This is a genomic window from Acidobacteriota bacterium, assembly GCA_039030395.1.
Taxonomy (GTDB): Bacteria; Acidobacteriota; Thermoanaerobaculia; order Multivoradales; family JBCCEF01; genus JBCCEF01.
Genome location: JBCCEF010000011.1, coordinates 85,581 through 109,708, shown reverse-complemented (window position 1 = coordinate 109,708; position 24,128 = coordinate 85,581). Strand labels below are relative to the sequence as shown.

At 65.3% G+C, this 24,128-nt stretch carries 19 protein-coding genes; 13 read left to right on the top strand and 6 right to left on the bottom strand.

What is annotated here, in order from left to right:
* The first annotated feature begins 4 nt into the window (after positions 1 to 4).
* Complete coding sequence (locus AAF481_12345; protein ID MEM7481956.1) at positions 5 to 2,641, top strand: hypothetical protein; 2,637 nt, start codon at positions 5 to 7, stop codon at positions 2,639 to 2,641.
* 63 nt (positions 2,642 to 2,704) lie between these two features.
* Positions 2,705 to 3,361 (top strand): glutaredoxin domain-containing protein, encoded by a 657-nt coding sequence (locus tag AAF481_12340; protein ID MEM7481955.1) that lies wholly within the window; start codon positions 2,705 to 2,707, stop codon positions 3,359 to 3,361.
* A gap of 4 nt (positions 3,362 to 3,365) precedes the next feature.
* Here AAF481_12340 and AAF481_12335 read toward each other — a convergent pair whose 3' ends face one another.
* On the bottom strand, positions 3,366 to 3,833 hold the full coding sequence (locus AAF481_12335; protein ID MEM7481954.1) for an isoprenylcysteine carboxylmethyltransferase family protein: 468 nt from the start codon (positions 3,831 to 3,833) through the stop codon (positions 3,366 to 3,368).
* A 270-nt stretch (positions 3,834 to 4,103) separates the two neighbouring features.
* On the opposite strand from AAF481_12335, the gene AAF481_12330 reads away from it, so the two are divergent.
* Positions 4,104 to 5,036, top strand: coding sequence for a transposase (locus AAF481_12330; GenBank protein ID MEM7481953.1), 933 nt, complete (start codon positions 4,104 to 4,106; stop codon positions 5,034 to 5,036).
* Between the two features lie 515 nt (positions 5,037 to 5,551).
* On the opposite strand, the gene AAF481_12325 is transcribed toward AAF481_12330, so the two are convergent.
* From AAF481_12325 to AAF481_12310, 4 genes are read right to left on the bottom strand one after another with little or no spacing between them, the layout of a single operon-like run.
* Positions 5,552 to 7,822: a hypothetical protein gene (locus tag AAF481_12325; protein ID MEM7481952.1), complete on the bottom strand. Its 2,271-nt coding sequence runs from the start codon at positions 7,820 to 7,822 to the stop codon at positions 5,552 to 5,554.
* Between the two features lie 9 nt (positions 7,823 to 7,831).
* Positions 7,832 to 10,084, bottom strand: a complete 2,253-nt coding sequence (locus AAF481_12320; GenBank protein MEM7481951.1) for a hypothetical protein — start codon at positions 10,082 to 10,084, stop codon at positions 7,832 to 7,834.
* Between the two features lie 4 nt (positions 10,085 to 10,088).
* Positions 10,089 to 12,938, bottom strand: a complete 2,850-nt coding sequence (locus tag AAF481_12315) for a hypothetical protein (protein ID MEM7481950.1) — start codon at positions 12,936 to 12,938, stop codon at positions 10,089 to 10,091.
* Between the two features lie 4 nt (positions 12,939 to 12,942).
* Positions 12,943 to 15,147: a hypothetical protein gene (locus AAF481_12310; GenBank protein MEM7481949.1), complete on the bottom strand. Its 2,205-nt coding sequence runs from the start codon at positions 15,145 to 15,147 to the stop codon at positions 12,943 to 12,945.
* A gap of 153 nt (positions 15,148 to 15,300) precedes the next feature.
* On the opposite strand from AAF481_12310, the gene AAF481_12305 reads away from it, so the two are divergent.
* The 10 genes from AAF481_12305 to AAF481_12260 all read left to right on the top strand — a co-directional run bounded on the left by AAF481_12305 (position 15,301) and on the right by AAF481_12260 (position 22,750).
* On the top strand, positions 15,301 to 17,646 hold the full coding sequence (locus tag AAF481_12305) for a hypothetical protein (GenBank protein ID MEM7481948.1): 2,346 nt from the start codon (positions 15,301 to 15,303) through the stop codon (positions 17,644 to 17,646).
* 14 nt (positions 17,647 to 17,660) lie between these two features.
* Positions 17,661 to 18,167 carry an ester cyclase gene (locus AAF481_12300; GenBank protein MEM7481947.1) on the top strand — a complete coding sequence of 169 codons (507 nt, stop codon included), beginning with the start codon at positions 17,661 to 17,663 and terminating at the stop codon, positions 18,165 to 18,167.
* A gap of 221 nt (positions 18,168 to 18,388) precedes the next feature.
* Positions 18,389 to 18,634 carry a GlsB/YeaQ/YmgE family stress response membrane protein gene (locus AAF481_12295; protein ID MEM7481946.1) on the top strand — a complete coding sequence of 82 codons (246 nt, stop codon included), beginning with the start codon at positions 18,389 to 18,391 and terminating at the stop codon, positions 18,632 to 18,634.
* Between the two features lie 9 nt (positions 18,635 to 18,643).
* Positions 18,644 to 19,477, top strand: coding sequence for a M23 family metallopeptidase (locus AAF481_12290; protein MEM7481945.1), 834 nt, complete (start codon positions 18,644 to 18,646; stop codon positions 19,475 to 19,477).
* Between the two features lie 41 nt (positions 19,478 to 19,518).
* Positions 19,519 to 19,665, top strand: coding sequence for a hypothetical protein (locus tag AAF481_12285; protein ID MEM7481944.1), 147 nt, complete (start codon positions 19,519 to 19,521; stop codon positions 19,663 to 19,665).
* 132 nt (positions 19,666 to 19,797) lie between these two features.
* Positions 19,798 to 20,865: a redoxin domain-containing protein gene (locus AAF481_12280; protein ID MEM7481943.1), complete on the top strand. Its 1,068-nt coding sequence runs from the start codon at positions 19,798 to 19,800 to the stop codon at positions 20,863 to 20,865.
* A gap of 120 nt (positions 20,866 to 20,985) precedes the next feature.
* Positions 20,986 to 21,222 carry a hypothetical protein gene (locus tag AAF481_12275; GenBank protein MEM7481942.1) on the top strand — a complete coding sequence of 79 codons (237 nt, stop codon included), beginning with the start codon at positions 20,986 to 20,988 and terminating at the stop codon, positions 21,220 to 21,222.
* The gene (locus AAF481_12270; GenBank protein MEM7481941.1) at positions 21,206 to 21,544 is read left to right on the top strand and encodes a type II toxin-antitoxin system PemK/MazF family toxin; all 339 of its coding nucleotides are present in this window, start codon (positions 21,206 to 21,208) and stop codon (positions 21,542 to 21,544) included. Before AAF481_12275 ends, AAF481_12270 begins: the two co-directional genes overlap by 17 nt.
* Before the next feature lie 210 nt (positions 21,545 to 21,754).
* Complete coding sequence (locus tag AAF481_12265; protein MEM7481940.1) at positions 21,755 to 22,300, top strand: RNA polymerase sigma factor; 546 nt, start codon at positions 21,755 to 21,757, stop codon at positions 22,298 to 22,300.
* Between the two features lie 153 nt (positions 22,301 to 22,453).
* Positions 22,454 to 22,750, top strand: a complete 297-nt coding sequence (locus tag AAF481_12260) for a hypothetical protein (protein MEM7481939.1) — start codon at positions 22,454 to 22,456, stop codon at positions 22,748 to 22,750.
* A gap of 98 nt (positions 22,751 to 22,848) precedes the next feature.
* Here AAF481_12260 and AAF481_12255 read toward each other — a convergent pair whose 3' ends face one another.
* Positions 22,849 to 24,108 carry a hypothetical protein gene (locus AAF481_12255; GenBank protein MEM7481938.1) on the bottom strand — a complete coding sequence of 420 codons (1,260 nt, stop codon included), beginning with the start codon at positions 24,106 to 24,108 and terminating at the stop codon, positions 22,849 to 22,851.
* Positions 24,109 to 24,128 lie beyond the last annotated feature (20 nt).

The following is a 24,128-nucleotide window of genomic DNA, read 5'->3' as shown; positions in this document are numbered from 1 at the left end:
CGCCATGCCCACCGAGAGAATGATCACCCGGACGGCCGCCCCCACCCGAATCGTCCACCGGCAGCCGATCGTCGTTCAGAAGATGCACCTGATGGTGGTCTCGCCGCTCTTTTCGAGCACCGAGGCGAGGAAGCTCAGCAACAAGAAGGCGCTCGTCAAGGCCACTGACGGCAAGAAGTGGACAACCCTCGAAGGCTGGCTCAATCCGGTGCCCGGCGAGAGCGACGTGCTGTGCCGCAAGACCGGTTTGCAGATCGAGCTGAAGCGCCGGGTGGCATCGAGCGTGCAGCTCCTGCCCTTCCAGGGCGGTACGCCCAAGGCGAAGGTCTTCTTCGCGACGGACCGAGGAACCAAGTCCGTCGTGATGCAGGCGACGATGGACACCCGCCGGGGCGTGGTGTCGCTGGTATTGCCCTTCGTCAAGCCGGACTGGGACGACGCGGCCCGGGCCGCAGGACTCAATCTCTACGGCGAGATCGTGGCCGCCTTGAGCGGATCGGCAGGCATCACCGTACAGCTCTCCTACAACCACTCCTACCGCGTTCAGGTTCGGCGACCGGTGGTGCCGCCGCCGCAGGGGGGACGAGTGCCGAGGCCGCGCCGCCGCGACCGCCCCGGTACTCCTGCGCGGGTCGTGGCGCGGCGCCCTCACCCCCAGCTGAGGGCGAACCCTCAGATCCGGATGATCGAGCAGCCGCAGTTGACCCACCGAATCGACCGCCGCACTCTGGAGACGCTGCTGCGCGAGCGCGGGCGTCATTCGGCGAAGAAGCCGCCTCCTACCCAGACCGAGAAGCCCGGCACCGTGCAGGGCGTGATCTCCCAGGAGGTGAAGCGTCCGCAGAACCATCCCTCGGCCTTTCCGGATCTGCTGCGCGCCGCCAACAACGGCTGGGGGCATCTCACCGGACCGTCCGGCGCCACCCTCCACTTCCGGGACACGGACCGGCCGGACACCTTCCACTATCTGCCCACCGTCTTTCGCCTCGGATACCACGCCGACCGCGATGGCGCCTCCGGCCGGCCGCCGATGCGCCCGGAGTACTACCTGGACGACGACCGGCGCCGCGTCAAGGTGACTCTGGTCGCGGTGCCGGACATCGCCGATGAAGACCGCGCCGCCCTCGCCACTCACCTGCGCGATACGGTGCTCCTCGGCAAGCTGCCCTTCGTGCGGTTGGTGCCGGCCAGCGGCCTGACCACCGAATTTCTGCCCACCTTCGCCACCCGCTCCGTCGACGGTCAGCAAACTCTGCCGGCCTCGATTGTCTTCCGGGCCCTCGAAACGGACATCGACGACCGCGTGCTGATGGAATTCGACATGGGGGCGACGGAATACTCGATCTTCATCGAGTTGATGCACAAAGGCCTGCGGGGCACGGCCACGGTCTCCGGTGACGTGCAGGAGTCGGTGCCGGTGGATCTCTCCCTCGATGCCGTTGCCAGCGTATGCCGGGTGATGGCGGAGGCGCCCGGAGACTCCGCCGCGCCGGGGGTCTACGTGTGGTGCCACGAGGAAGACGACCCACCGGAAGACCGTCCGCCGCGGGTCTACCTGGAGATCGCGAACCGATTGGAGCATCCGGTGCGGGTGGAGTCGATCCACGCCGGACTGCTCGACAGCGGCACCATCGCCGGCATGATCTTCGACGCCGAGGAAGTGCAGGTCTCGCAACCGCTCACCCTGGCGGCACGGGACCACCACGATGGCGACGACCATCTGCCGATTCCGCTCGCTCCCCAGCGCATCGCCGTGTGGGACGAGACGGTGCCGCAGGTGGGCAAGATCACCGTGCAGGGCGGCACCCCACAGCAGTGGCTGGACCGGGTGCACGAAGATCCCTCCATCACCCAGGCAGAGTTCGTGCTGCCCCTCAACCGGGTGCCTGTCGTCGGCGACGAGCAACTGCAAACGCTCCGGGTGCGGCTGTTCGAGGCCGATGCCGGTGCGCCGCGGGAAGAGATCGAGCTGTCCGCCGCCGAGCTACCGAAGGATTGGTTCATTCCCCTCACCCTGAAAGAGCTGGCCGGCGAGCTGCCGGACCTGTTCCTGGAATACGACTGCGTCACGGCGGACGGCGAGATCAGTCTGCCGCAGCGCCAGGGGGTGAACCCAAAGAGCTCCTCGACGGTGCATCTGCGGCCGGCGATTCCCGGACCGCACTCGGTCTTTGACCTGGAAACCGGTAGCGACCGGGAAGAGGGCCTCGACCTCGAAACGGCTGCCCGGCGCGTCCAGGAACTCCAGTCTGCCGGCGCCACCTGGAAACTCTTCGTCCGCACCGTCGAACCCGAGCCGGTGGACACCGATCCGGTCGATACGGAACCGGTGGACACCGACCCCCAAGAGCCGACGGAGACCGGAACCCCGGTTCAGATCATCACCGACCTGCTCGCTGCGCCCTTTGCCGCCGGCGAGCTGGCGAGCGTCTTCGTCACCCTGCAGCCGACCGGCGAGGGTGCCCAGACCACCCTCGCCATCGAGGCCGACCAGCCGGAGACCCGCACCTGGGTACCGGACGTTCAGGACGTGCCGCCCTTCCACTACCGGGTGACCTACCTGTTCGCCGACGACCGACCGCCCAAGCGGGTGGAAGGCACCGAAGCGAGCCCGGTGCTGGTGCTCGATCCGGAGGCGTGACCCCGGCCTTCCCTCCGCTCGGCTAGAATCCACAACGAGATTTTGATCCTGGGAGGAAACGACATGCGGAACCGCGCGACGTTGGCGTGCCTGACCATCCTGGCCGCCGTACTGACCACCCCGACGATCCTGGCGGACTGGCTGGTGATGAAGGACGGCTCGCGACTCGAAACCCAAGGCCCCTGGAAAGAAAAGGGCCGGCTGGTGGTCTTCACCAACGCCCAGGGCGCCCTCTCCTCCATGCGCCTGAGTGAGATCGACCTCGACGCCAGCCGCCAGGCCACCGAGGCGGCGAAGTCCCCCGCCGAGAAACCGCAAGAGAGCGCAACCGAAGGAGCGCCAGCCGAGCGGCGTAAATCGGTCCTCGTCCTGCGCGATGGCGACCTACCGCGAGCCGACGCCGACGCCCTCCGCCGCGCCGCCGCCGGCCTGCGCAACAAAAAGCCGGTGCTCTTCACCACCGACTGGTGCGGCTACTGCCGCAAAGCGCGCGCTGTGCTGGCGGACATGGGCCTGTCCTACGACGAGCGCGACATCGAAAAAGACCCGGTTGCCAAGGCCGAATTCACCCGCCGCTTCGGCAAAGCCGGCGTACCCATCCTCGACCTCGACGGCACCGTCCTGCGCGGCTTCAACGAAGCCAAAATGCGCCGCGCGGTGGGGCAGTTTCAGAAGAAGCGGGCGGAGGGGGACACCGAGAGGGTGGACAGTGATTCGTGAGGTCTCAAAAGGGTACCGGGAGCCACCGCGCCACCTTGCTCCGATACTCCGTGTACTCGGGACCAAACTGCTCACGAAGGCTGGGTTCTTCATGTAGGACCACGCGCAGGTGGAACGCAACAAACAACAAGACCAGATAAACAACGAGCGTCATTTGTCCTCCGAACCACACCACCCATCCCGCGACGACACCCAGCACACCAACATACATTGGATTTCGGCTGTATCGGTAGAGGCCTCTCACCACCAAGCGTTTGGGAGCGTCGACCGGTGCCGGCGTGCCGCGCCCGAAGGTGGCGAAGTCCCACAGGCACCAGAGATAGACGACGGCGCCGAACCCGAATAGGAATCCGGCCACCAGGGCGAGCCACCCCGAAACCCGATCCCCGGATGCAAGAAACCACGGAAGAAATCCGGCCACCGTCCCGGGAACGAACACTGTAAAAAACAGATTCTTCAGAAACAGTCTCATCGTTCTGTAGGAGTGTAGAGGATCACAGCGGCTCCCCTCTCGGTGCTCCCCTCTCGGTGCCACCCAAATGTCTGCCCCCTCTCGGTTCCACCCGAATGTCGAGGGGTCAACGCCTGCCCCTCTCAGTGCCCCCCCTCTCGGTGCCGCCCCGTTTCGGTGCCCCCGTTTCGGTGCCACCCAAATGTCGAGAAATCAGCGCCTGGCGATGCGATCGGGCAGAGGTTCCTTGCTCGCGAGCGATCCCCTTCCCTCCCTGCGTCTCCCTAGGGCATGGGAAGACCATTGCTCTACGTACCCCCCAGTGGCGGGCTATTCCTCGTCACCACCCGCACGGTGCACGGCCGGTTCTTGCTCAGGCCCGGCATGCAGCTCAACGCCCTGGCAGCGGGAGTTCTCGGCCGCGCGCAGCGCAGGCACGAAGTCGAGATCCACGCCGCCGTCGTCCTCTCCAACCACTATCACCTACTGATCTCGGTCCGCGATGCCGAACAACTCGCGTCCTTCATGTGTTTCTTCAACGGCAATCTCGCCCGCAAAGCCGGCAGATTGTACGACTGGAAGGAGAGATTTTGGGGCCGCCGCTATCGCGCCACCTTGGTGAGCGAAGAACCTGAAGCGCAAATCGACCGGCTACGGTACGTGCTGGCCCAGGGATGCAAGGAAGGGTTAGTCGGCAGCCCGCTGGACTGGCCCGGCCTCACATGCGCACCTGCTCTGCTCGAAGGGCAGGATCTACAGGGCGTTTGGGACAATCGGACTCGACGGTTCCTCGCTCTGAAGGCGAACAAACAGCTCGACGATACAGAGTTTCAGGAGCAGGAGAGCGTCGTCTTTTCGCCGCTGCCTTGTTGGCAAGATCTGGAGCCCGTTGCATACCAGAACCGGATCAGGAACTTGGTGCAAGGCATCACCGAAGAAACCGTCGAAATGCACGCCGAACGCGGTACTCAACCCCTGGGAGCCGAAAATATCCGCCGCCAGCAGCCGCACAGCCACCCCAACCGACCGGCGCGATCGCCCGCTCCGCGCTTCCACGGCATCGCGAAGGCGGTGCTGAGGGCCATTCTCGAGGCCTACAGGGAGTTCGTGGAGGCCTATCGAGCAGCGGCCGAGCAACTTCGGCGAGGAGAGCAAGGAGTTTCCTTCCCAGAAGGCTGCTTCCCTCCGAGATTGCCCTTTGTGCCTCCTTTGAGGCCTGGATAGGCCAGCGATTCAGTTGCCACCGCGCCACAGATCCATCCTGATTGTCGAGTCCATCGATCCGGCCTGTGAGCAGTGTGTTCATTCGAAGGCGATCAGGGGCTGAAACTGGCTCGAATCCGTCCGATCGTGCGCCATAGCATCACGGAACTTTCTCGGGCTGCGGTCTTTCGTCTCGAAGGTTTGAGGAATCGGCCAGAAGCCGCCGAACTGCCGACATTCGGGTGGAACCTCTAGGGGTGGGAACCTCTAGGGGTGGAACCTCTAGAGCGGAGAGCCGACATTCGGGTGGAACCTCTAGAGCGGACGTACAGAAAATTCCTCGTATGATCCAAAGGTAATAAATTTAAATATAAAAATATTTTTGAAAATTGGACAAGTGATGTTCGGGTTCTGCAGCTCAGGCGGGACGGAAGGTCCGAAATGGTCTTCGCGAGGCGGAAAGAGCGTGAATACCCCCGGCAGATCCGCTCTGCTTCCGCGGTCTGGGATGTTGGGGCTCTGGCGGGTCCGATGCCCTACCCCGTTTGCACCACCAACAACCCCCCCGTCCCCCGATCTTCCTTCACCGGCTCTTCGCCACCCGCCGAAAACCGACTCACCGCATACCGATACCGCAGCTCGCCTTCCGCGGTCCCCGCCGGCAGCGTCAACCGCCCCTCCATTTCCCCAGCCCGCAGGAAGGTACTCAACTTTACCCCGTCCTCACCGTTCGGCAGGGTCGGCCAGAGGTCCACCCGTAGCCCCAGAGCATCCCCCGGGTCGCCGACCCAGACGATGCGAATTTCCGGTGGCGGGTCGGCGTCTTGGCCGACGACCAAGACCGTCTGGTCGGCGTCTTGCCAGTCGGTCTGGTGGACGGTGCCGTCTTTGCGGATGAGGGTTTGGCGCCAGGAGTAGGTGCGGTTGCGGACGTCGAGGAGTGCCCATTTCTCGGTTCGGGCCGTGTCCGTTTCGGCGGTGAAGGGGAGGGTGCGGTCGATGGCGAGGTCGCCGTCGCGGTAGCGCAGGTCGACGACGAGCTGGGAGATCCGCTCCCAATCGGCCACCGGGTGGAGGGTGATTTCGAGCTGGTCGTGGAAGGGGTCGCGCGCTTCGTAGGTGCCGCCGATGATCTCTTGCTCTTCGCCCGGGTGGATTTCGCCTCGGAGGTCTTCCCAGTCGGTGCGAATCAGGAGTTGCGGGAAGGGCTGGTCCGGCGGCGTGAGACGGTGGCGCCAGATGGCGTTCGGGTGCTGGGGGTCGAGGAGGATTTCGAAGGATTCGAGTTCGTCGCGGGTCTCTTCGTCGCGCAGGCGCAGGTGGACCCGGTAGCGGGCGACCTCGTCCGCTTGGTCACTTCGGATGCGCAGGGTGCGGTAGCGGAAGTGTTCGAAGGGGTCGAGCACCAGCACTCGGCTGCGACTGTCGAAGGGACCGGCGGTGATCTGGCTCGGGCCGCTGCTCAGGCCGAGGGGTGAAGACGGTGAGGTGCCGTCGCCGGCCTCAGCGTCCGTCGCAGCGCTGGTCTCGGCCCCGAACCGCTCGTTGAAGTGGTATTCAACTTCCCAGGTGTATTCGTCGTTCTGGGGGTCGGTGAGGGCGACTTCGAACTGCCCTCCTTCGTTGTCTCCACCGCGCTTGAACTCGAACGCTTTGCGGTGGTTTCCGTGCCTTAGATGGACCACCGCCGACTGGAGGTCCGGCAGGCTGTCGAAGTCGATGGCCGAGGAGACCTGGACGGCGAGGGAGGAGTAGAAGGGGTCGTCGAGGTCGAGTTCTTCGACTTTGATTTCCACTTCGTCGTCGCCGGTGAGGGTGGAGAGCAGGCCGACGGCGGTGTGGGGCAGTTCGATGGCGGTGCGGCCGGCGAAGATCATCTCGTGGTGTTTGGATTCGCGCACCGCCTCGTAGCGTGCCTTCAAGGTGAAGAAGGCGGAGGCGGAGGTGATCTCGCCTTCGCCGCCCATCAGCCCGCCGAGGAGTTCGCCGAGGGCGCCCTGGCCGCGCTGCTGTTTGGGTGGCACCCCGGAACGGAAGAAGTCGCCGAGGATGCGGGCTTTGACCAGGGCCATCACCTGGTCCTGCTGGCGCTGGGCGTCCTCGCCGTCGGTGAAGGAGGTGATCTCGATCTGGATGACGTCGTTTTCCACCAGCCAGGCGAGGTCCACGTCGAGCTTGACGGAGACGTAGTAGGTGAATCCCACCGAGGCGGCGAACCGATCGTAGATGCGCTCGTAGTCCATCTTGACGGTGGCGTGGAGCGACGGCGTCAATGCCAGGAAGCGCAGGTCGTAGACGATGCCGATGGGCAGCTCGCCGCCGCGCGCCGCCTGCTCGAAGAGGCTCGCCCCTTCCGCCGACAGGGCCACCGCGAAGGCCGAGCGGTGGGGTGGGGTGAGGGGTGCCGGATGGAGGTCGACGAGGTCTTCCACCAGTCCGTCGCCTTCGGCGTGGGCGACGAGGGTGGCGACGGTGCCGGAGCGAAAGACCACCGGCGACAACTTGGCGTCCGGCCGGCCGCTCTGGGAGGCGATTTCCGCTCGGGCGACTTCCAGCCGTTCCGCCGGCAGCTCCGTTTCGAACAGCGCCAGGCCGGCGCCCCGGCCGCGGGTGGGGTCGAGTTCTGGGTTGTCGGTCAGGTCCCGGCGGTACTTGTAGAGGGTGAAGCGTTGAGTGCGGTCGTCCCCCCGGCCGTCCTCCGCCAGCCGCGGCCGGCCGGGCAGGTAGTGAAAGAGGTCTTCGTCTGCATCATCGCGGAAGAAGAGCAGGTCGCGGACGCGGTAGAACGGGGGCTCCAGGGTGAGCATGGGGGACTCCTAGGTCAGCGGTTGGATGACGAGCAGATCCGAGGTGTTGATCGGGTCGCGTTTCTCGATCCGGCCGTCGCTGTGGATCAGCGTGAGCTGGAAGCTGTAGGTCTGGCGGTTGGGGTCGGCGACGGGGTAGCTCCACTGGAGGGGTTGGCGGGTGTCTTCCACCAGCACTTCATCTTCCGCCGACAGGCCGGACTCGGGGTCGTCGTAGGCGAAACGGACTTTGAGCGCCAGCAGGCCGAGATCCGCCGGCGACGGGCCAACGAACATCATCTCGATCTGCCGCGCTTGACCGCCTTCGCCCACCACCAGCTTGCCCGGCGGTCCCGGCAGCCAGGGGCCTTCGCGTAGCTCGCTACGGACGGTGTGGACGGTCACCCGGTATTCATACTCCCGCCCCTCGTTTTCGCCGGGTTGGAAGGCCCAGGTCGCGGACGCCTCCTCGGCGGTCAGCAGGAAGGGGGTGACCTCCTCCGGCCGGTCCTTCGGCCGCAGCTCCACCACCAGGCGCCGCACCGCGGTGCCGAAGCGCGCCGCCGCCAGCACCAGCACGTCCACAATGTCCGGCAGGGGATCTGGGATCACCAGGCTGACAACTTCGCTCTCCGCTGCCACCCGCTGCCAGTCGAGCACCACTTCGCCACCATCCGTTTCGAGGTAGCGGATGCGGCGCTCGACGATCCAGCGGGCGCCGAGAGCGGAGCGCACCTGGAAGCTCTGCTCGAGGGCCTCGGCGGTCAGTTCCAGGGAGCGCTCGTCGCTCCAGTCGGCGAGCGGGTCGGACACCTTGAGGTCCACCAGCACCCGCGGATACTTGTCGAAGGGGATGCCCTGGGAAAACACCCGCACGGTGCGGGTTTCCCAAAGCTGGCGCGGGTCGAGGCGCAGAACGCGGTGGTCCGTGCGCTCCGCCGGCGCCTCGATCACTCCTTGGAGGCCACTGCCGGCGGCGTTCAGGTGGGCTTCCCACTGGATGTCGATCTCGCTGCCCAGTTCCGGCTCGAACCAGAACACCACCTCGCGCCTGGGGGTGACCGCGTCGAGCATCAGCCGCTCGCTGCGGTCGCCGTAGGAAAGGGCCACCTCCAGGTGATCGATGCCCTCGGCGGCGAGGTCGACGGAGGGGGCCACGTCGAAGCGCATCTCGCGCGATGCCGTCGGCTCGACCTGGACGACGAAATCGTCCACGCTCAGGCCGAGGTCTTCCGGCAGCACCGCCTGCAGGGTGCCCTGTGGAGCCAGGGTCATGGGCTCCGCCTGGGCCGCCTGTAGGCGATAGCGGAAGGTCTTCAGCTCGCTGCGGTCGAGGTGGCGTAGCGAGTGGTTGATGGTGAAGAAGCCGGCGATGTCCTTGATCGCCCGACCGATGGTGGCGAGGCCGCTCTCTTCCGCTGCCGGGTCCATCGGGGGCGACAGGCCGAGGCTGGGCTTGAACAGTTTGTCCGTGACGTAGCGCTGCGCCTGGGCGATGGCCCGATCGTAGACGTCCGAGCGTTCGTCGGCGGGCACCAGCTCGTCGATGTGGATCTCGATCGCCTCGCGCTGCACCAGGTCTTCCATTGTCGGGCCGACGTCGATCGCCGCCAGCAGCCGGCCGCCGTGCACCCGCGCCTCGAAGAAGTCGTAGATCTGTTGCCAGTGGGCGGTGATCTCCGCCCGTAGCGCCGGCCGTAGGCCGAGCACCCGCAGGTTGTAGACCACCCCCACCGGCAGGCCGCCGCCGGCGAGGGCGCCCTCCACCAGGGAGACGCCCTCGGCGGAGAGCACCGCCTGGAAGGTGGCGGCGTTGGCGCCGTAGAGCCCCGGCGTGGCGGCGCCGAGGATGCGCTCCACCAGGCCGAAGCCGACGGAGTCGTCATCGTCGTCGGCATCCGGGGCATCTCCACCGGTTGGGGCATCACCGTCTCGCGAGCTGCGGTCGATCAGGATCAGCTCGCAGGTGCCGCTCTCCGCCGCCACCGGGGTGAGCACCACCCGGGTGCCCGTTTCGACGTGCCGGGACGCCCGCAGACGCAGCCGCTCCAAGCGGTCTTCGTCCACCGCCAGGTCCACCGTCAGAGACAGCAAGCCGGCGCCGAGCTGCTCGTGGAAGCTCGGGTCGAGGCGGTATTCGAGGATCTTCAGCTCCGGCTTGCCGTCCGCGTCGAAGCGCAGGCCGGGGCCGCCGGGCAGGTAGTGGAAACGCCCCGCCTCGGCGTGATCCGGAAACAAGGTGACGCCCTCGGCGAAGAGGGCGGGTTTGCCGAGATCGATCATCGCCCTAGCCCGCTAGAGTTGCCGCTTGCAAGGCCAGGATGGCGCTCTGGTGTGGGGTCCAGGCGGAGACCTTCGGACCGCTGGCGGTGAAGGTGGTGGTGCGGTATTCGAGGGTCTGCGGCCGGTCGGCGCGCAGCAAGAGCCTCTTCACCACCTGGCTTTCGGCGCCCGGGAGGAAGAGGTGTTCCTCGACCTTCTCGCGCTCGCCGTCCAAAGGCTCGGCCTTCAAGTCCACCTGCACCGCATCGATGCCGGCGGCGGTGATGTCGCCCAGCAGCACCATCCGCACGTCGAGGTAAATACCGCCCTCGGTGATGGTGATCGACTCCTGGTCCGTGTCCTTCGCCTCGTGGTTCTCAGAGCGGCCGTTGGTCTTGATCAAGGTCACCGCGTAGGTGTACTTGCGGCGCCGTGGGTCCATCACCGGTACGGTCACCGTCTGCGGCGAAAAGTCCGGCCCTTCGAGGCTCAGGGACTTGCGCACTTCGTGATCGTTGCCGCTGTCCTCGTACACCAGTTCGACGTGGATGCGCTTGACGTTGGCCGGGTCCACCTCCGGCCGCACCTGGATCTCCAGGCGGTGGTCGAAGGGGTCACGGATGAACAGGTGAGCGGTGTCCTCGGTGTAGGGCTCGCCCTCGATCTCGCTGTGGTCCTTCATGTACCAGATGTGTTGGACCTGGTACTCGCGCAGATTCGGATCGGTGAGCCGCAGCGCCCAATCCTCGGGCTCGCTGTTTTGCTGGGTGAAGAAGGTGCGGTCGGCTTGGAAGCCGTTGGCCGGATCGTCGTAGGTGAGAACGGTCTCGACCCGGTCGATCACGTCCCAGTCCACCGGCCCGGGCTCCACCCGCACGTTGAGCATCGCCACGTCGTCCGGCGGATGGACCACCAGCGCCCGGCTGGTGGCCTGCTGCCAGGGCGTCTCGTAGCTGTGCTGCTGGGCGGCGATCCTGTCCGACTGACCGAACTTGTAGATCGTGCGGTAGCGGTAGGAGTAGTCGCCCTGGTCGAGGAAGGCCGTGAAGGCGCGATGGACATCGGCCTCGTCGGGATCGAACTGCGACGTGGAGGTGACCTCCGGCCGCTCCTCGGTGCCGCCGTACTGCATCTCGACCAGCAACTTCTTGAGATCCAACCGTTCGAAGTCGGCGGTGGTGGTGACGTCCACTTCGAGCACCTTGAAGAAAGTGTCGTCGAGGCTGATGACCTTGATGTGCTCGTCCTTGTCGGTGTCCTTGATGAAGGCCGAGAAGAAGCCGTTCGGGGCGTGGGTGCGGGTTTCCGGCGCCACTACCGAGAAATCGAAATCCGCCGTTTTGAGTTCTTCTTGGCGCTTGTACTTGAGCTGGAAGCCGATCTCCACCGAGGTGCCGTCGCCGGCCTCGCCGGCGCTGGTGTCCGAGGTGGTGGCCATCAAGCCGCGGGCGGCGTTGGCCGCGGCCGCCGCCGACGAGGCGGCGGAGGAGCGACCGCTGGTGGCGCCGGTCATGCCCGGCTGGAAGAACTCCTTGAGCACCACTTCTTGCAGCAGGGCGAGGGCCCGCGTCTCCATTTGATCGACCGTGGCGCCTTCCTGCTGGCGCACGATCTCGATCTGGATCGAGCCGCTCTGCTTGGCTTTCTCGAGCATCAAGCCGAGATCGGCGCTGATCGCGACGTTGGTGTTGCCACCGCCGCCGCCGGTGCCGCCTCCACCGCTGCCCCCTCCGCCTCGGTTGCCGCCCCCACGCCTACCTCCGCCTCCGCCCCCGGAGGTGTCGCGGCGCAAGGGAGCCGGCTCTTCGGCTCGAACGGTACTGTCGCCAGCCGGTGGATCGGTCGGAGGATCCGCCGGTGGGTCGGCAGGCGGGTTCTCGGGCGGGTCCTCGGGCGGATCGGCCGGCGGATCGGCCGGTGGGTCCTCGGGCGGATCGGCCGGCGGATCGGCTGGTGGGTCCTCAGGCGGATCGGCGGGCGGATCGGTCGGTGGGTCGGCGGGAGGATCCGCCGGAGGGTCGGCAGGCGGATCAGCCGGTGGATCTGCTGGTGGATCGGCAGGTGGATCCTCAGGCGGGTCTGCCGGTGGATCCGCGGGAGGGTCTGCCGGTTCCGGTGTTTCCCCGCCGTCGGAGGGGCGATCCCCACCGCCGGTTCCACCACCTCCACCGCCGGTTCCACCACCGCCACCGCCTCCGAGTCCTCCGGCGCTCACGCCGACGTGAAGATCCGCCTTGAGCTGGGTATAGAGGCGCCGGAAGTCGACGTGCGCCTTCACCGCCAGGGCCGGACGCAGGCCGGCGAACTCCAGCTCGTACATCACCCCGATGGGTGACATGTCCGAGCTGTAGGCCTCCTCTAGCAGGGTGGCCGCATCGGGGGTGAGGGAGAGAGAGAAGATCGCCCGCTGGTCGTCGAGCAGGGAAGGCGTCGCCGTGCCGAGGATGCCGCGCACGAACTTGCTCTGCTCCGGCGATGCGGCGTCACCCTCCTCTTCGACCGCCGACTGTTTGTCGAGGGCGAGCACGTGCACCTTGCCCTTGGTGAACAGCACCGGCACCAGCGAGGCCGGCCCGGAACCCGGCGGCAATGTGGCTTCGAGCTGGCGCTTGATGGAATTTTTGACGTCCTGGGGAATTTCGCAGTCCACTCCGAACATCAGGAACCCGCCGCCCAACTGTTCCCGCGCCTCCGGCGCCACGCTGCCGGCGTCGAGGGCGTGGCGGTACTTGAGGAGGGTGAGATCCGGTTTCCCCTGCGCGTTCTCGCTGAGTTTCGGGGGGCCGCACAGATAGTGGAAGGTGGTCGGGCTGGCGTGGTCGCGAAAGATCACGACGCCCTCGAACTCGTAGAACGGGGATTCGAAAGTCAGCATGGATTCATCCTCGGTTGTCTTGCGGTGGGCGTAGCACGAGCACTTCGTCGCGGCCCGAAATCCAGGGGGTGACCACCCGTTCACCGGCCGGCGGCACGAGGGTCAGGCGATAGCTGTAGTCGAGAGAGGGGTGACTATCGGATTCTGCGGTCGCCCGGAAACTCCAGGTCGGCCGATCGTCCGGGTGGCGCAGCACCAGGGACTTGCGATCCCCCGTCGGCGGGGTCTGGTCCGTCACGTCGGCGCCGGTCTCCAGGGTGAGTAGCGCCAGGGTCCAGGCGCCGCCGAGGTCGAGCAGGCGGCTTACCACCTGCACCTCCCGGCGGCCGGCATCGCGGACGACGAACAGCCGGCGGTCGGACTCCACCGGGGGCTGCTCCAGCACCCGTCCGTCGGCGAAGACCAGGCTTTGGCGCAGCCGGTAGCGGAACTCGCCGTCGGCGCCGGCAGCCGCCGCGGGCTGCCAGAGGTGGCGGTCGCCGGGCTGGCGGAAGGAAAACTGGTCGATCTCCCCGCTGTCTCCGACCGGTTCGATGTCGACGAGGATTTGCTCCAGGCCGGAGAAGTCGCCGCTCGCCAGCAGTTCCACTTCGGTCCGTTGGGTGAGTTCCGCCGGCGCATCGAGCAGCAGGCGGCGCTGGGCGGTGGCTTGCCAGTCGGTTTCGATGCGCTCTCCGCTCGCCCCCAGCCAGGCGGCCTTCCAATGCAACTCCCCCGGGCGGTCGCCGACCACCTGATGCCAGGCTCCGGCGGGATTCGCCTGGTCGAGGATCACGCGGTGGGTCAGAGCCTCGCCGGCGCCGGCCGGATCGTCGCCCCCCGGGCTGTCTTCATAGGCGAGATCCACCACCGCGCCGCGCACCCGGTCGAAGGGGGCATCGCGCAGCGCGAGGTCGACCTTGAGCACGCCACAGGCGTCGAGATCGAGGACGATGACCTCCGTCTCGACCGGTGAGTGCGAGAAGTGCATCGGCGGGGCGCCGCCGTCGAAGTGGACTTCCACCTCGTAGGAGATGCTGCGCAGGTCCGGGGCCGCCAGATCCGTCCGGAAGGTCCCGGTGGTTTGTCCCTTCTGGAACACCAGTTCGCCGCGGCGCCGAATCGGGGAGTCTCCCGGCGCTGCGTGGTCGTAGGTGAGGGTCGCCTTGACCTTGTCGATCGGTTCTGTCGCGAAGTCGACGGTGGCGAACACCTGAACCTCCAGCACATCGAAGAAGCCGCGCCCCGGCTCGACCTTGCGAATGCGCTCGGCGAACGCTTCCGGTTCGAATCGCGGGTCGTCGAAGGTGAGCGCAGCGTCGAGAGCCAGCGGTTGCTCGACCGGATAGGACTGCGAGAAGGTGAAGTTCAGCCGCGAAGCGACGGCCGGGTCGAAGGGACCCGGAGCCTCGTCCGGCGCCGTGCCGTAGGTGGCGGCAAGGGCCGTGTCCAGCACCGTGGTGGCGAGGGTTTTCAGGGCCTCCTGGTGCTCTGCATCGAGCGGTTCCGCAGCGACCATCTCGATGCCGGCAATGCGCCGCTCGACCAGGGACTCGCGCAGGGCCGGCACCGTCAACGGCCCGGCCATCCGGCCCTGGGCGGTGGCGTGGTGGGCTCGCTCGGCGTCGCACCAGACGCGCAGTTTGACGCCGTCGAGGCGGTGGCTGAAGAGCAGGTCGTAGCGCAGGTGGAAGAGGTCCGTGCCGGACTCGATCGCCTCCGCCAGCAGGGCGGCGCCGTCGGAATTCAGCTCGATCATAAAGCTGGCGGTCTGGTGGCCGGCGAGTCGCGCCGGGCCGCTGCCGGCGATGCGGCGGGTGAACTCTCCCTCGCCCTCCGCCGGGTCCGTTTCACCGGCGAAGGCCAGTTCGACGGTGCCGTCGTGGAACGGCACCGGCAGGATTTCGACCTCACCGTCGAGCGGCTCGCCGAGATCCGCGAAGCGGCGGGAGATCGCCGCCGCCAGGTCCGCCCGTTCCTTCGGCGACAGGGCGAGATCGACGGTCAGGATCACCAGGCCGCCGTGGGGCGGTTCCGGTCCATCGTCGCCGGCCGGCCGGCGGTACCAGAGGAAGTCGAAGGCCGGGCCGCCGTCCGCCGCCCGGGCGAGACGCGGTGCATCGCGCAAGGCATAGAAGCGCGAGGTGAACCGCCGCTCGCCATCGCGCAGGGTGCGATCGCGCCACAGCGTCACCTCGCCCAGCCGGAAACTGCCGGCGAGGGTCAGCACTCCGTCGTCCTCCCGATCTCAGGGGTCCTCGTCATCGTCGGTCTCTACCTTTCGGACCGGCGCATCGCAGAGAAATTTCTCTTTCTCGATCGGCCTGTCGTAACGACCGGCGAAGGAGACCTCCTAAGGGTTACAACTGAGGAGACCAAAAACATGATCACACTGAATGGACAAAGAGAAATCGCCGGCTGCCAGGTGTACCGCGACGACGTCGACGCCCTGGCCTGGTACGTCATGCCCCAAGCGCCCACCCTGGCGATGGACGAGAACGGGAAACCCTCGATTTCCCTCGCCATGTATCGGCGCGATGTGTCGCAGCTCACGGAAGAAGAGCGCAAAACCCGCCTCGGCGGCGGCATCCTGTCGCTTTCGGTGGAGCTGCGGCCCACCGATGAACAGGAGCGGGAGATCCGCGAGGCCATCGCATCGGATCCCAAGGCGCAGCGGCGGGTGGCGCGCCGCAACCCTCAGCTCGCGGCGGATGCCCGCGATCTGGCCGCCGCCATCAAGCTCGGCACGGTGCCGATCAAAGACGGCCTGGTGACCCTCGCCATTCTCGGCGAGACCACCGGCGACGACGGCACGGTGATGCCCGGCAGTGAGTTCATCAACAGCCTGGTGGGAGTCGGCCGGGTGTCGATGGTCGGCCGCCAGCGGGCCTCCTTCATGGCCAAGCTGTCACAGGACGGGGCGGTGATGCTGTGGGAAATGATGGAGCGCGATCTCGCCGCCCTACGGGTGGCCTACGACCTCTCCTTCGACCACCGTCTGAACGCCGTGCGCATGTCCGTTTGGTGCGACGCCAAGAAGACCTACGAAGCCACCCAGGAGCAGTGGCAGAACTTGAGCGACCGGGCCTCCTGGTCCGTGCGACGTTCCGGCAACAGCACTCGCCGCACCTTCGGCCGCACCCAGAGCATCAGCGCTCGCGAGACCCTGGGTATCGTGGCGGAAGACAGCCAGAACTCGCGGGTGACGATCACTCCGGGAGCCGGCGCGGACGTCGTGTCGCCGGAGATCACCGAAGAGCTCATCCGCTCCGGCAACGAAATGATCAGCGAGTTTCTCGCCGCCACCTTCCTGCAGTGGAATCCCGGCGCCGAAGCGCAGTTCGCCGACCAGCCGGAGCTCGAGACGGAGCTGGCCGAGCACGACGGCAAAAAGTACGGCAGCCACACCATCGACTACTACAACCTGAAGGAGTGGAACGAGGAGATGTCGGCGACCCTCAACCACCACTTCACCAGCAAGGCGGTGATCGAGGGCCACCTGGGGCCCAACGCCAACATGACCGGCGTGCTCGCCGGACACGATCCGGACGACTTCCGGGTCCAGATCGACCTCGATCACGACTACTACAAGTACCTCGACGTGCAGGTGCTCTGCACCTCCGATTTCGAAGAGGATCCCGTCGACCTGGTCAAGGCCCACCTGGAGTACGACGAACGGGGCAGCCAGGGGAGCGTCCACGAGGTCAAGGACTTCGCCTTCCGCAAGGATTCCCAGCCGCAGAATTTCCTCACTTTCCTGGCCGATCCGGACAAGAAGTCCTACGACTACGAATACGAGGTCTTCTACCGCGGCACCGACGAGACCTACACCGTCAAGGGCAAGACCGACGAGACCATTCTGGTGCTCGACACCGACCGCATGGGCATTCTGCGGGTGGAGGTATTCCTCGGGTTGGTGAACTGGGAGCAGGTGAAGTCCGTCTTCGTGAAGATGTGGTTCGGCGGCGGCAGTGACCGCAAGGAAACGGAATTCGCCCTCAACGAAGGCAACCAGAGCTTCCTGTGGAACCAGGTGATCGCCAAGGCTCTCGACGAGCCCTACCACTACCAGATCACCTTCGTCGACCAGACCGGCCAGAAGATCGAGCATGCTCCGGAAAGCTCTCGCTCCGGCCGCTTGATCATCAACCAACCGCAGCAGGAAAGCATGGAAGTGGCGATCGTGCCGGCCGGTTCCTTCGGCGATGGCGGCATGTTGTCCAAGGTGGTGGTGGCGATGCGCTACCGCGACGGCGATTACCTGGTGGACGACATCTTCACTTTGTCCGGTGAAGATGACTCCAAGGTTTGGGAGGTGCCGCTGCTCAACGACGATCGGCGGGAGTACGAGTACCAGACCACCGTGTTCTACGCCGACGGCGTCACCCGCGAGGACGACTGGCAGAAGTCCGACAAGTCGGTTCTTGCCCTCGGCGACCCCTTCGGATACCGAGTACAGATCTCGCCCTACCTGCTCAAGGACAAGGGCTTCGCTTTTGGCACTCTGCATCTGGAATTCCACGATGCGGCGGCGGACATTCGGGTGGAGAAGACCCTGGAGATCACGGACTTCGGTACGCCGCTGTTCTGGCGCTTCCGCCTGGGTGCGCCGGACCGTCACACCTACACCTACCAACTCACCCTCTTCACCACCGAAGGCGAAGAGAAGTCACTGCCGCCAGCTCAAGGAGACAAGGAAGTTCTCGTGCTCCGGCCGCCGACGGACTGATCGGAGGAACTGCCATGAACTCTCCCGCCATCCCGCAATCGGCACCCGCGGAACCGCAGGCCGTCGGTCTCGCCCGGCGCCTGGTCGACGAAGTCTGGAACCAGCAGGACGAGGGTGCCGTCACCGCCCTGATGCCTCACTCCTTCGCCTGGAACGAAGACCGGACCATCGGTCCCACCCGGGTGAGCGGAATGGGCGGGCGCTCCATGCTGCAAGAGGTGCGTGCCAACCATGCTGCCTTCCCGGACTTTGAGGTGAACGTCACCGATGCCTTCTGGGACGACCAGGGCCGGGCCCTGGTTCTCATCCACGCCTCCGGCACCCATACCGGTGAAGTGCGCCTGGGCAACAATCGGGTGACCGACGGCAAGGTGCTCGAAGCGAGCGGCGCGAAGCTGCAGGCGACCGGTTGGCTCTTGGTGAAAACCCGGGACGGCAAGATTTTGGGTGTCAGCCCGTCCTGGAATCCCAGGTCCTTGCTCCAGCAGGCGGCGGGGGTGGAGCCGGAGGATCTGGCCTGACCGGCGCCGAGGGGTCGAGGGTGAGGGGTGCCGCCACCCGGCCCTTCGCCAGGGCGAAAGCTGGTAGAGTTCCCTTCGTTCCCATGAAGTGAGGGTCCGATGACGGCCCATGTTCTGACCGTTGCTCACGAGGCTGAGTGCCTTCTGATGCTGGAGGTGGCAGGGGCCGTCTCCCAAAACCAATCATTCGACCGTTGGACGGTCGAAGGGAGGAGCGACGAATGGACATCATCTGGTTCTTGATCGTTGGAGCCATCGCCGGTTGGCTGGCCGGAGTCCTCATGAAGGGGCGCGGACTGGGGCTGGTGGGCAATTTGATCCTTGGGATTCTGGGGGGCTTGCTCGGTGGTTTTCTCTTCCCCTACCTGGGCATCTCCCTGGGGAGCGGGATTCTCGGAGCCATCCTGAGCGCCACCATCGGCGCCGTGCTGCTGCTCTTGATCATCGGGCTCATCAAACGAGCTTGACCGAATCCCATGCAGCGATTGATTCTCTTTGTATTTTGCTGCTGGGTGGCCAGCGCCATGGCGCTGGCCGATTCGCGGGTGGAAGTGGAGCAGGGAGGTGTTGCCCGTTGGGATGCCGACGGCATTGAAGCCTGCGGTATGGACGGCCGGACCTTTCGGCCCGTCGATGGAAGCTGTTGGTTTCCGGTGGACTTCGGCCGTCGGCCGGGTCACGTGGAGATCGCTGCCTATCTGCGAGGAGGTGCCTCCGAGACCGGTTGGTTGGTCATCACGGAGCGCGAGTTCGAAACCCAGGAGATCGAGTTTCCGGACGACCGATTTGTTGATCTGAGCCCGGAGGATCTGGCGCGGCACCACCGAGAGCAGGCGAAGGTCAAGCCTTTGTTCCGAAGAGGTTGGTCCACGCCGCCTCTCTTCACCTTGCCCTTGGGACCGCCGTCGGACAATCTGCCCGAGGGTGGCGGGTTCGGCGCCAGGCGGATCTTCAACGGCGAGCCCAAGAATCCTCACACCGGGACCGACTATGCGATTCCCGCGGGTACGGCCGTGAAGGCGGTCGAGGCCGGCAAAGTCGCGCTGGTCGAAGAGCACTTTTTCTCCGGACTCGCCACCTACGTGAACCACGGCCATGGCCTGGTCAGCATGTACTTTCACATGCAGGAGGCTCCTCTCGAGGCAGGAGCGATGGTGGAGAAGGGGGACGCCCTCGGCGAGGTCGGCTCTACCGGCCGCTCTACGGGTCCGCACCTTCATCTCGGATTGCGCTGGAGAGGAGCGCGAATCGACCCGGACTGGCTGCGCGATCGGTTCGGGGAGATCCCCGCCGTGCAGCCTGCGCCCTGACCTCCGGCGGCTCTAGGCCGCCGGAGGTCCTCGACCTCTCGGTGCCGGACGAACTGCTCGATTCCGGCGACGCGAGCAAATCCCAGATCCTCGCCACCGACGCCGACGGCAACGAAGCCTCGTCGGAGAGTTGCCTCTTCGTTCCGTATGTCGATGGGATCGGCGGCCCGAGCGGTCGCCGACTCTGATCCCTTCGGGGCGAACTCCCGAATTGAAATTGTTAACCTGTCAACATTGTCGTACATGATGACTGTCGGAATTTGCGTTGAGTTGGTGCAGAGCGTGTATCGCTAACTGGCGCTCATACCGGGAGTCGAGTCATGACGATCAGCTTTTCCTTTCCCCTTCGCCTTCTTCTGACCATCTTCTTGCTGTCGCTGTTGGTGGCACCGCTGTCCGCGGAGGCTGGAGATTCTTCCTCCGTGGACGAGGAGATCAAGGCCGAGCTCGCCAAGGGCTATGAGTTGTTGCAGCGGCGGCGGGTCGACGACGCCGTCCGTGCCTTCCGCAAGGCCGACAAACTCGGCGAAAAGGCCCATCCGGAGGCGGCCGTGGCCCTGGCGATCGGCTACCAACGTCTCCAGGCCTGGGTAGAGTCCGAAAAGACGGCCCGTCGCGCCATCGAGCTCGCTGGCGCGGATGCCTACTTGAGGTCCGCCGCCTACAAGGTGCTCGGACTCACCCTCCTGGCCCGAGCTTCCGGCAAGAAGGAAAACGAGCTACTGGCGGAGGCGGAAGGCAGCTTCCGAGCGGCCCTGGAGAGCGCGGGCGGCGAGGATCCGGTACTGAAGCTCAACCTCGCCGAAACGGTGATGCGCCTTGGGCGCGACGAGGAAGGCATCGCTTTGCTCGAAGAGTTCCTGGCCGGGGATCCCACGGGACCGAGCGCGGCCCGCGCCCGCTCCCTGCTCGACAATCCGGACCGATCGCGCGAGGCCCTGGTTCCGGACTTCGCTATGGTGACCCTCAAAGGGGAGTACCTGACCCCGGATGACTTCGCCGGCGAGGTGATCCTGCTCGACTTCTGGGGCACCTGGTGCCCTCCCTGCCGCAAGGCCACTCCCGCCCTTGGCCGGCTCGCCAAGCGGCACCATGATGAGCCGTTCCGGTTGGTCGGCGTCAGCAACGACTCCTCCCGCGAGGTCCTGGAGCAGTACGTGGCGGACCACGACATCACCTGGACCCAAGTCTGGGATCAAGGCGGGCAGATCGGCCGTGATTCCTTCTTGGTGAAGACCTATCCAACCTATGTCGTTCTCGACCACCAAGGGCGCGTGGTGTACCGAGTGAGCGGCTGGGGTGAATACCTCCGCAAGGAACTCGAACGGCGCGTCTACTCCGCGATTCGGAAGGCTCGCAAGGCAGAGAAAGCGCAGGGTTCTCGCTGATCTTGTGACTGGATCGGCGGCCTTGAATGCCTGCTCGGTTTGAGTTCGACTAGGTTGGGGTCAGCCAGCTTCTTCTGCCCCGGAGTCATACCCCTTTCTTTACTTTGGTATGATCTAAGGATGAAAGTTGGAATCTCCCTTCCCGATGATCTGGTGACCTTTGCCGACGAGGAGGCTCGGAGCCGAGGGACGACCCGATCCGGTCTACTCGCCGAGTTGCTCAAGGCCGAGCGTCAGCAGAAGCAATTGCGGACCTATCTCGATCGACACGGCTGGGACATCGTCGAAGACGAAGAAAGCTGGCGCGAGTATCAACGGGGCCGGACAGCGGAGGAGTACGGTGCCGACGACTGGTGAATCCCTGCCGTCGCGAGGAGACGTGTGGTGGGTTCGCCTCGACAAACGCCGTCCCGCGGTCATCGTGCAAAGCGACCGGCTCAAAGATCCCCGTGTGCGGAGCTTCCTCGCCGTTCCCTTGACCAGTCGCCTGCACCTTGAGGGCCTGCCCGGAACGGTGCGTTTTGATCGGCGATGCACGGGCCTGCCGAAGCCTTCCGTCGCCAACGTCTACGACGTGCAGAAAGTTCTACGCTCCGACCTACTCGAGCGAGCCGGGAGACTCCCGGCCGCCCAGCTCTCGACGCTCGATGAGGGCCTGAGGTTGGTGCTGGGTCTCTAGGCCGACCTCCTCAGAAACCCGCTTCCGGGAGGGTTCTCGACCATCCCGCCTCCTGACTTCCGGGGTGATTTCTCTTGCCTCGATTTCTCGGGCCACAACCGAACCCTGCGGCACCGCCCGACCTCTTACTAGAGTGAAGGCGAGTCCGGCGGTGGCCGATGCCACCGCGCCCAGTATTCGCCATCTAGTCGGAGAGGAGCGAGGCGTTCCGTGAAGACATCGAAACAAGAAGCTCTTTGGATCCTCCGGGCCCAATCCGGAGATCTGGAAGCGCTCGATTCTCTGCTCGAGGGTGTGCAGGGATCGCTGTTTCGCTTGATCCGCGGAATCGTCGGCGACCATGCCCTGTCCGAAGACGTTCTGCAAGACGTTCTCGTTCTGGTCTGCCGCAAACTGAAGTGGTTGAGGGAGCCTCGCCTCTTCCACTCCTGGGCCTTCCGGATCGCCAGCCGCGAGGCCATACGGTGTGTGCGTCGGGAGCGCCGATGGCGTCGTCAGATGGTAGAGGAAGAATCCCTCGAAGAGGTGGCCGACAACACCCCGAGCCCTGCTGACTTCGCGGTACGGATTGCCGAACTTCCAGCGCTTGTCGAGAGCGTTCCACCGGCGAGCCGGGCCGTCCTTCTTTTGCACTATCAGGAAGAACACTCGCTGCAGGAAGTGGCCGACGTACTGGGGCTACCCCTCGGCACCGCCAAATCACGGCTTGCCTACGGATTGTCCATCCTGCGCTCGAAGAAACATCCGAAACATTAACCCGGGAGACCCTATGTCCACAGCTACCCCGAAGGGACGCAGAGTACGTGTCCAACGAGTGCTCCTTTTCGCCCTCGTCGAGGTCGTGATCCTCGTCGCCTTGCTGTACAAATTTGGCGTTCTCGGCCAATAGAGAATCTTTGGAGACCCCCCATGAGCAACTCATCCAATCTGGATCAGCGCCGCCGGGCAGCTCTCGACGAAGTCAAGAAGAGCGAGAAACACGTTCGCAACCTGTTCATTTTCATCGCCGCTTGGGAACTCGTGCTGTTCCTGGCCATCATCTTCTGTATGGACTTCGGCGATCGCCTACACGTTCTCATCTTCCTGTCGGCGGGCCTCGTGTACGGAACCCTCGGCATCGGCCTGTTGGCCCTAGGGGCCTACATGCGACAGAACACCCAGCGAGTGCTCGCCGCCTTGGAGCTGTTGAGCGGGAACGAAGCCTAGGGCGGCCGTGGGCTGTCCTCGCTCCCTCCCCCAATGGGCCGGTGACGGTCCGGGGGAGGGAGGCCCGTCCCGTCAGGGTACTCGGGCGGAGAGTTGGTTCATCTGGCGATTCTGGGCAGGATCTCGGTCAAGGCGGCGGTGAGCGCCAGTCCGAAGGCGATTCCAAGAAAGAGGATCGCCGCCTTGTAGGCGACCATTCCCAAGATCGCCATGAATCCAATCGCCAACAGGGTGGTCAGCCGGGGGAACCGCAGCGGCCAAAAGACCATTTTCGTCAGGCGTTCTTTCGCGACCCCTCGGATCCCCGAGTTGAGCAACTCGTGTCTCGATTCTCGTGCCGCACGTCGCAGGACAACGATCATCAGGCCCAGCGAAACGAGAAACAAAAGGACTGCGCCCAGGGCGACCATCAAGCCGCTGAAGTCGAGGGCGCCGAGGTCCCGGAGGTACTCGAGAATGCTCCCGCGCAGGCTCTTGAGGTCGAGCGCCACATCCGCTCCTTCCAGGAACTCTTCGCGGATAAAGCCCCAAACATTGAGGGCAGACTTTTCCGGGGTGTGTAGATAGGCATTCCACAGGCGGCTGAGCAGCAATTGAGAATAGAGACACGCCCCGGCCAAGAGAAAGTGCGAGAGGACCGTGGAGAACTGTTGAAACCCGCAGCGGGGGTCATCGGGAGAGTAAGTCCCGGAAGGGAAGAGCCGCGCGGCACGACCGGGCTGACGAAGGTCTCGAACGAGGGCGTTCATCGCAAGGGCGAAATGCAGTAGCAGTGCGATCATCGCGATCAAGAGCGCCTGTTGGAGGAAGACGACGAGCGAGAAGGCGGCTGCCGCCTTCGCCGTCACGGCTTCGGCGCCGACCTGCTTGATCGACCAATCCACCTCCGCAACCCCGGAGCGATCTCCCGTCCACAGGGGGCCGCCGCTGTAGGTCCACCACTCCCAGAGGCTTTCCAGCAGTCCCAGGATGGAAAACACCATCCACGACAGGGAGTAGCGCTTCAACATGGCCTTCCATCGGTTGGTGGCGAGGGTTGCCCCATTGGGGTGCGGCTTCAACTCGCCGTCGAGGAGCATGCCTGCCGAGGCGAGGCGGGAGCCGAGGGCGGACATTTCCTGCAGGGTCGTCAGCAGAAAAAAGTAGAACAAGGGCACAATCAGGGTGAATCCGATCGCCCAGTTGAGGGAAGAGGCGTAGCCCACCTCTCGACCTCCATACTCGTACTGGAAAACGCCGACGGCGAACGACCCGACGAGCAGCACGAGGGACCACGTGGCGGCCGCGATCGCCGCGTGCAGCGGCTCGATGCTGACCACTCGGTCCAGCCACCGCTCTGAGAGTTTCCGAATCGACACTCGAGATCAACCTTTCTTGG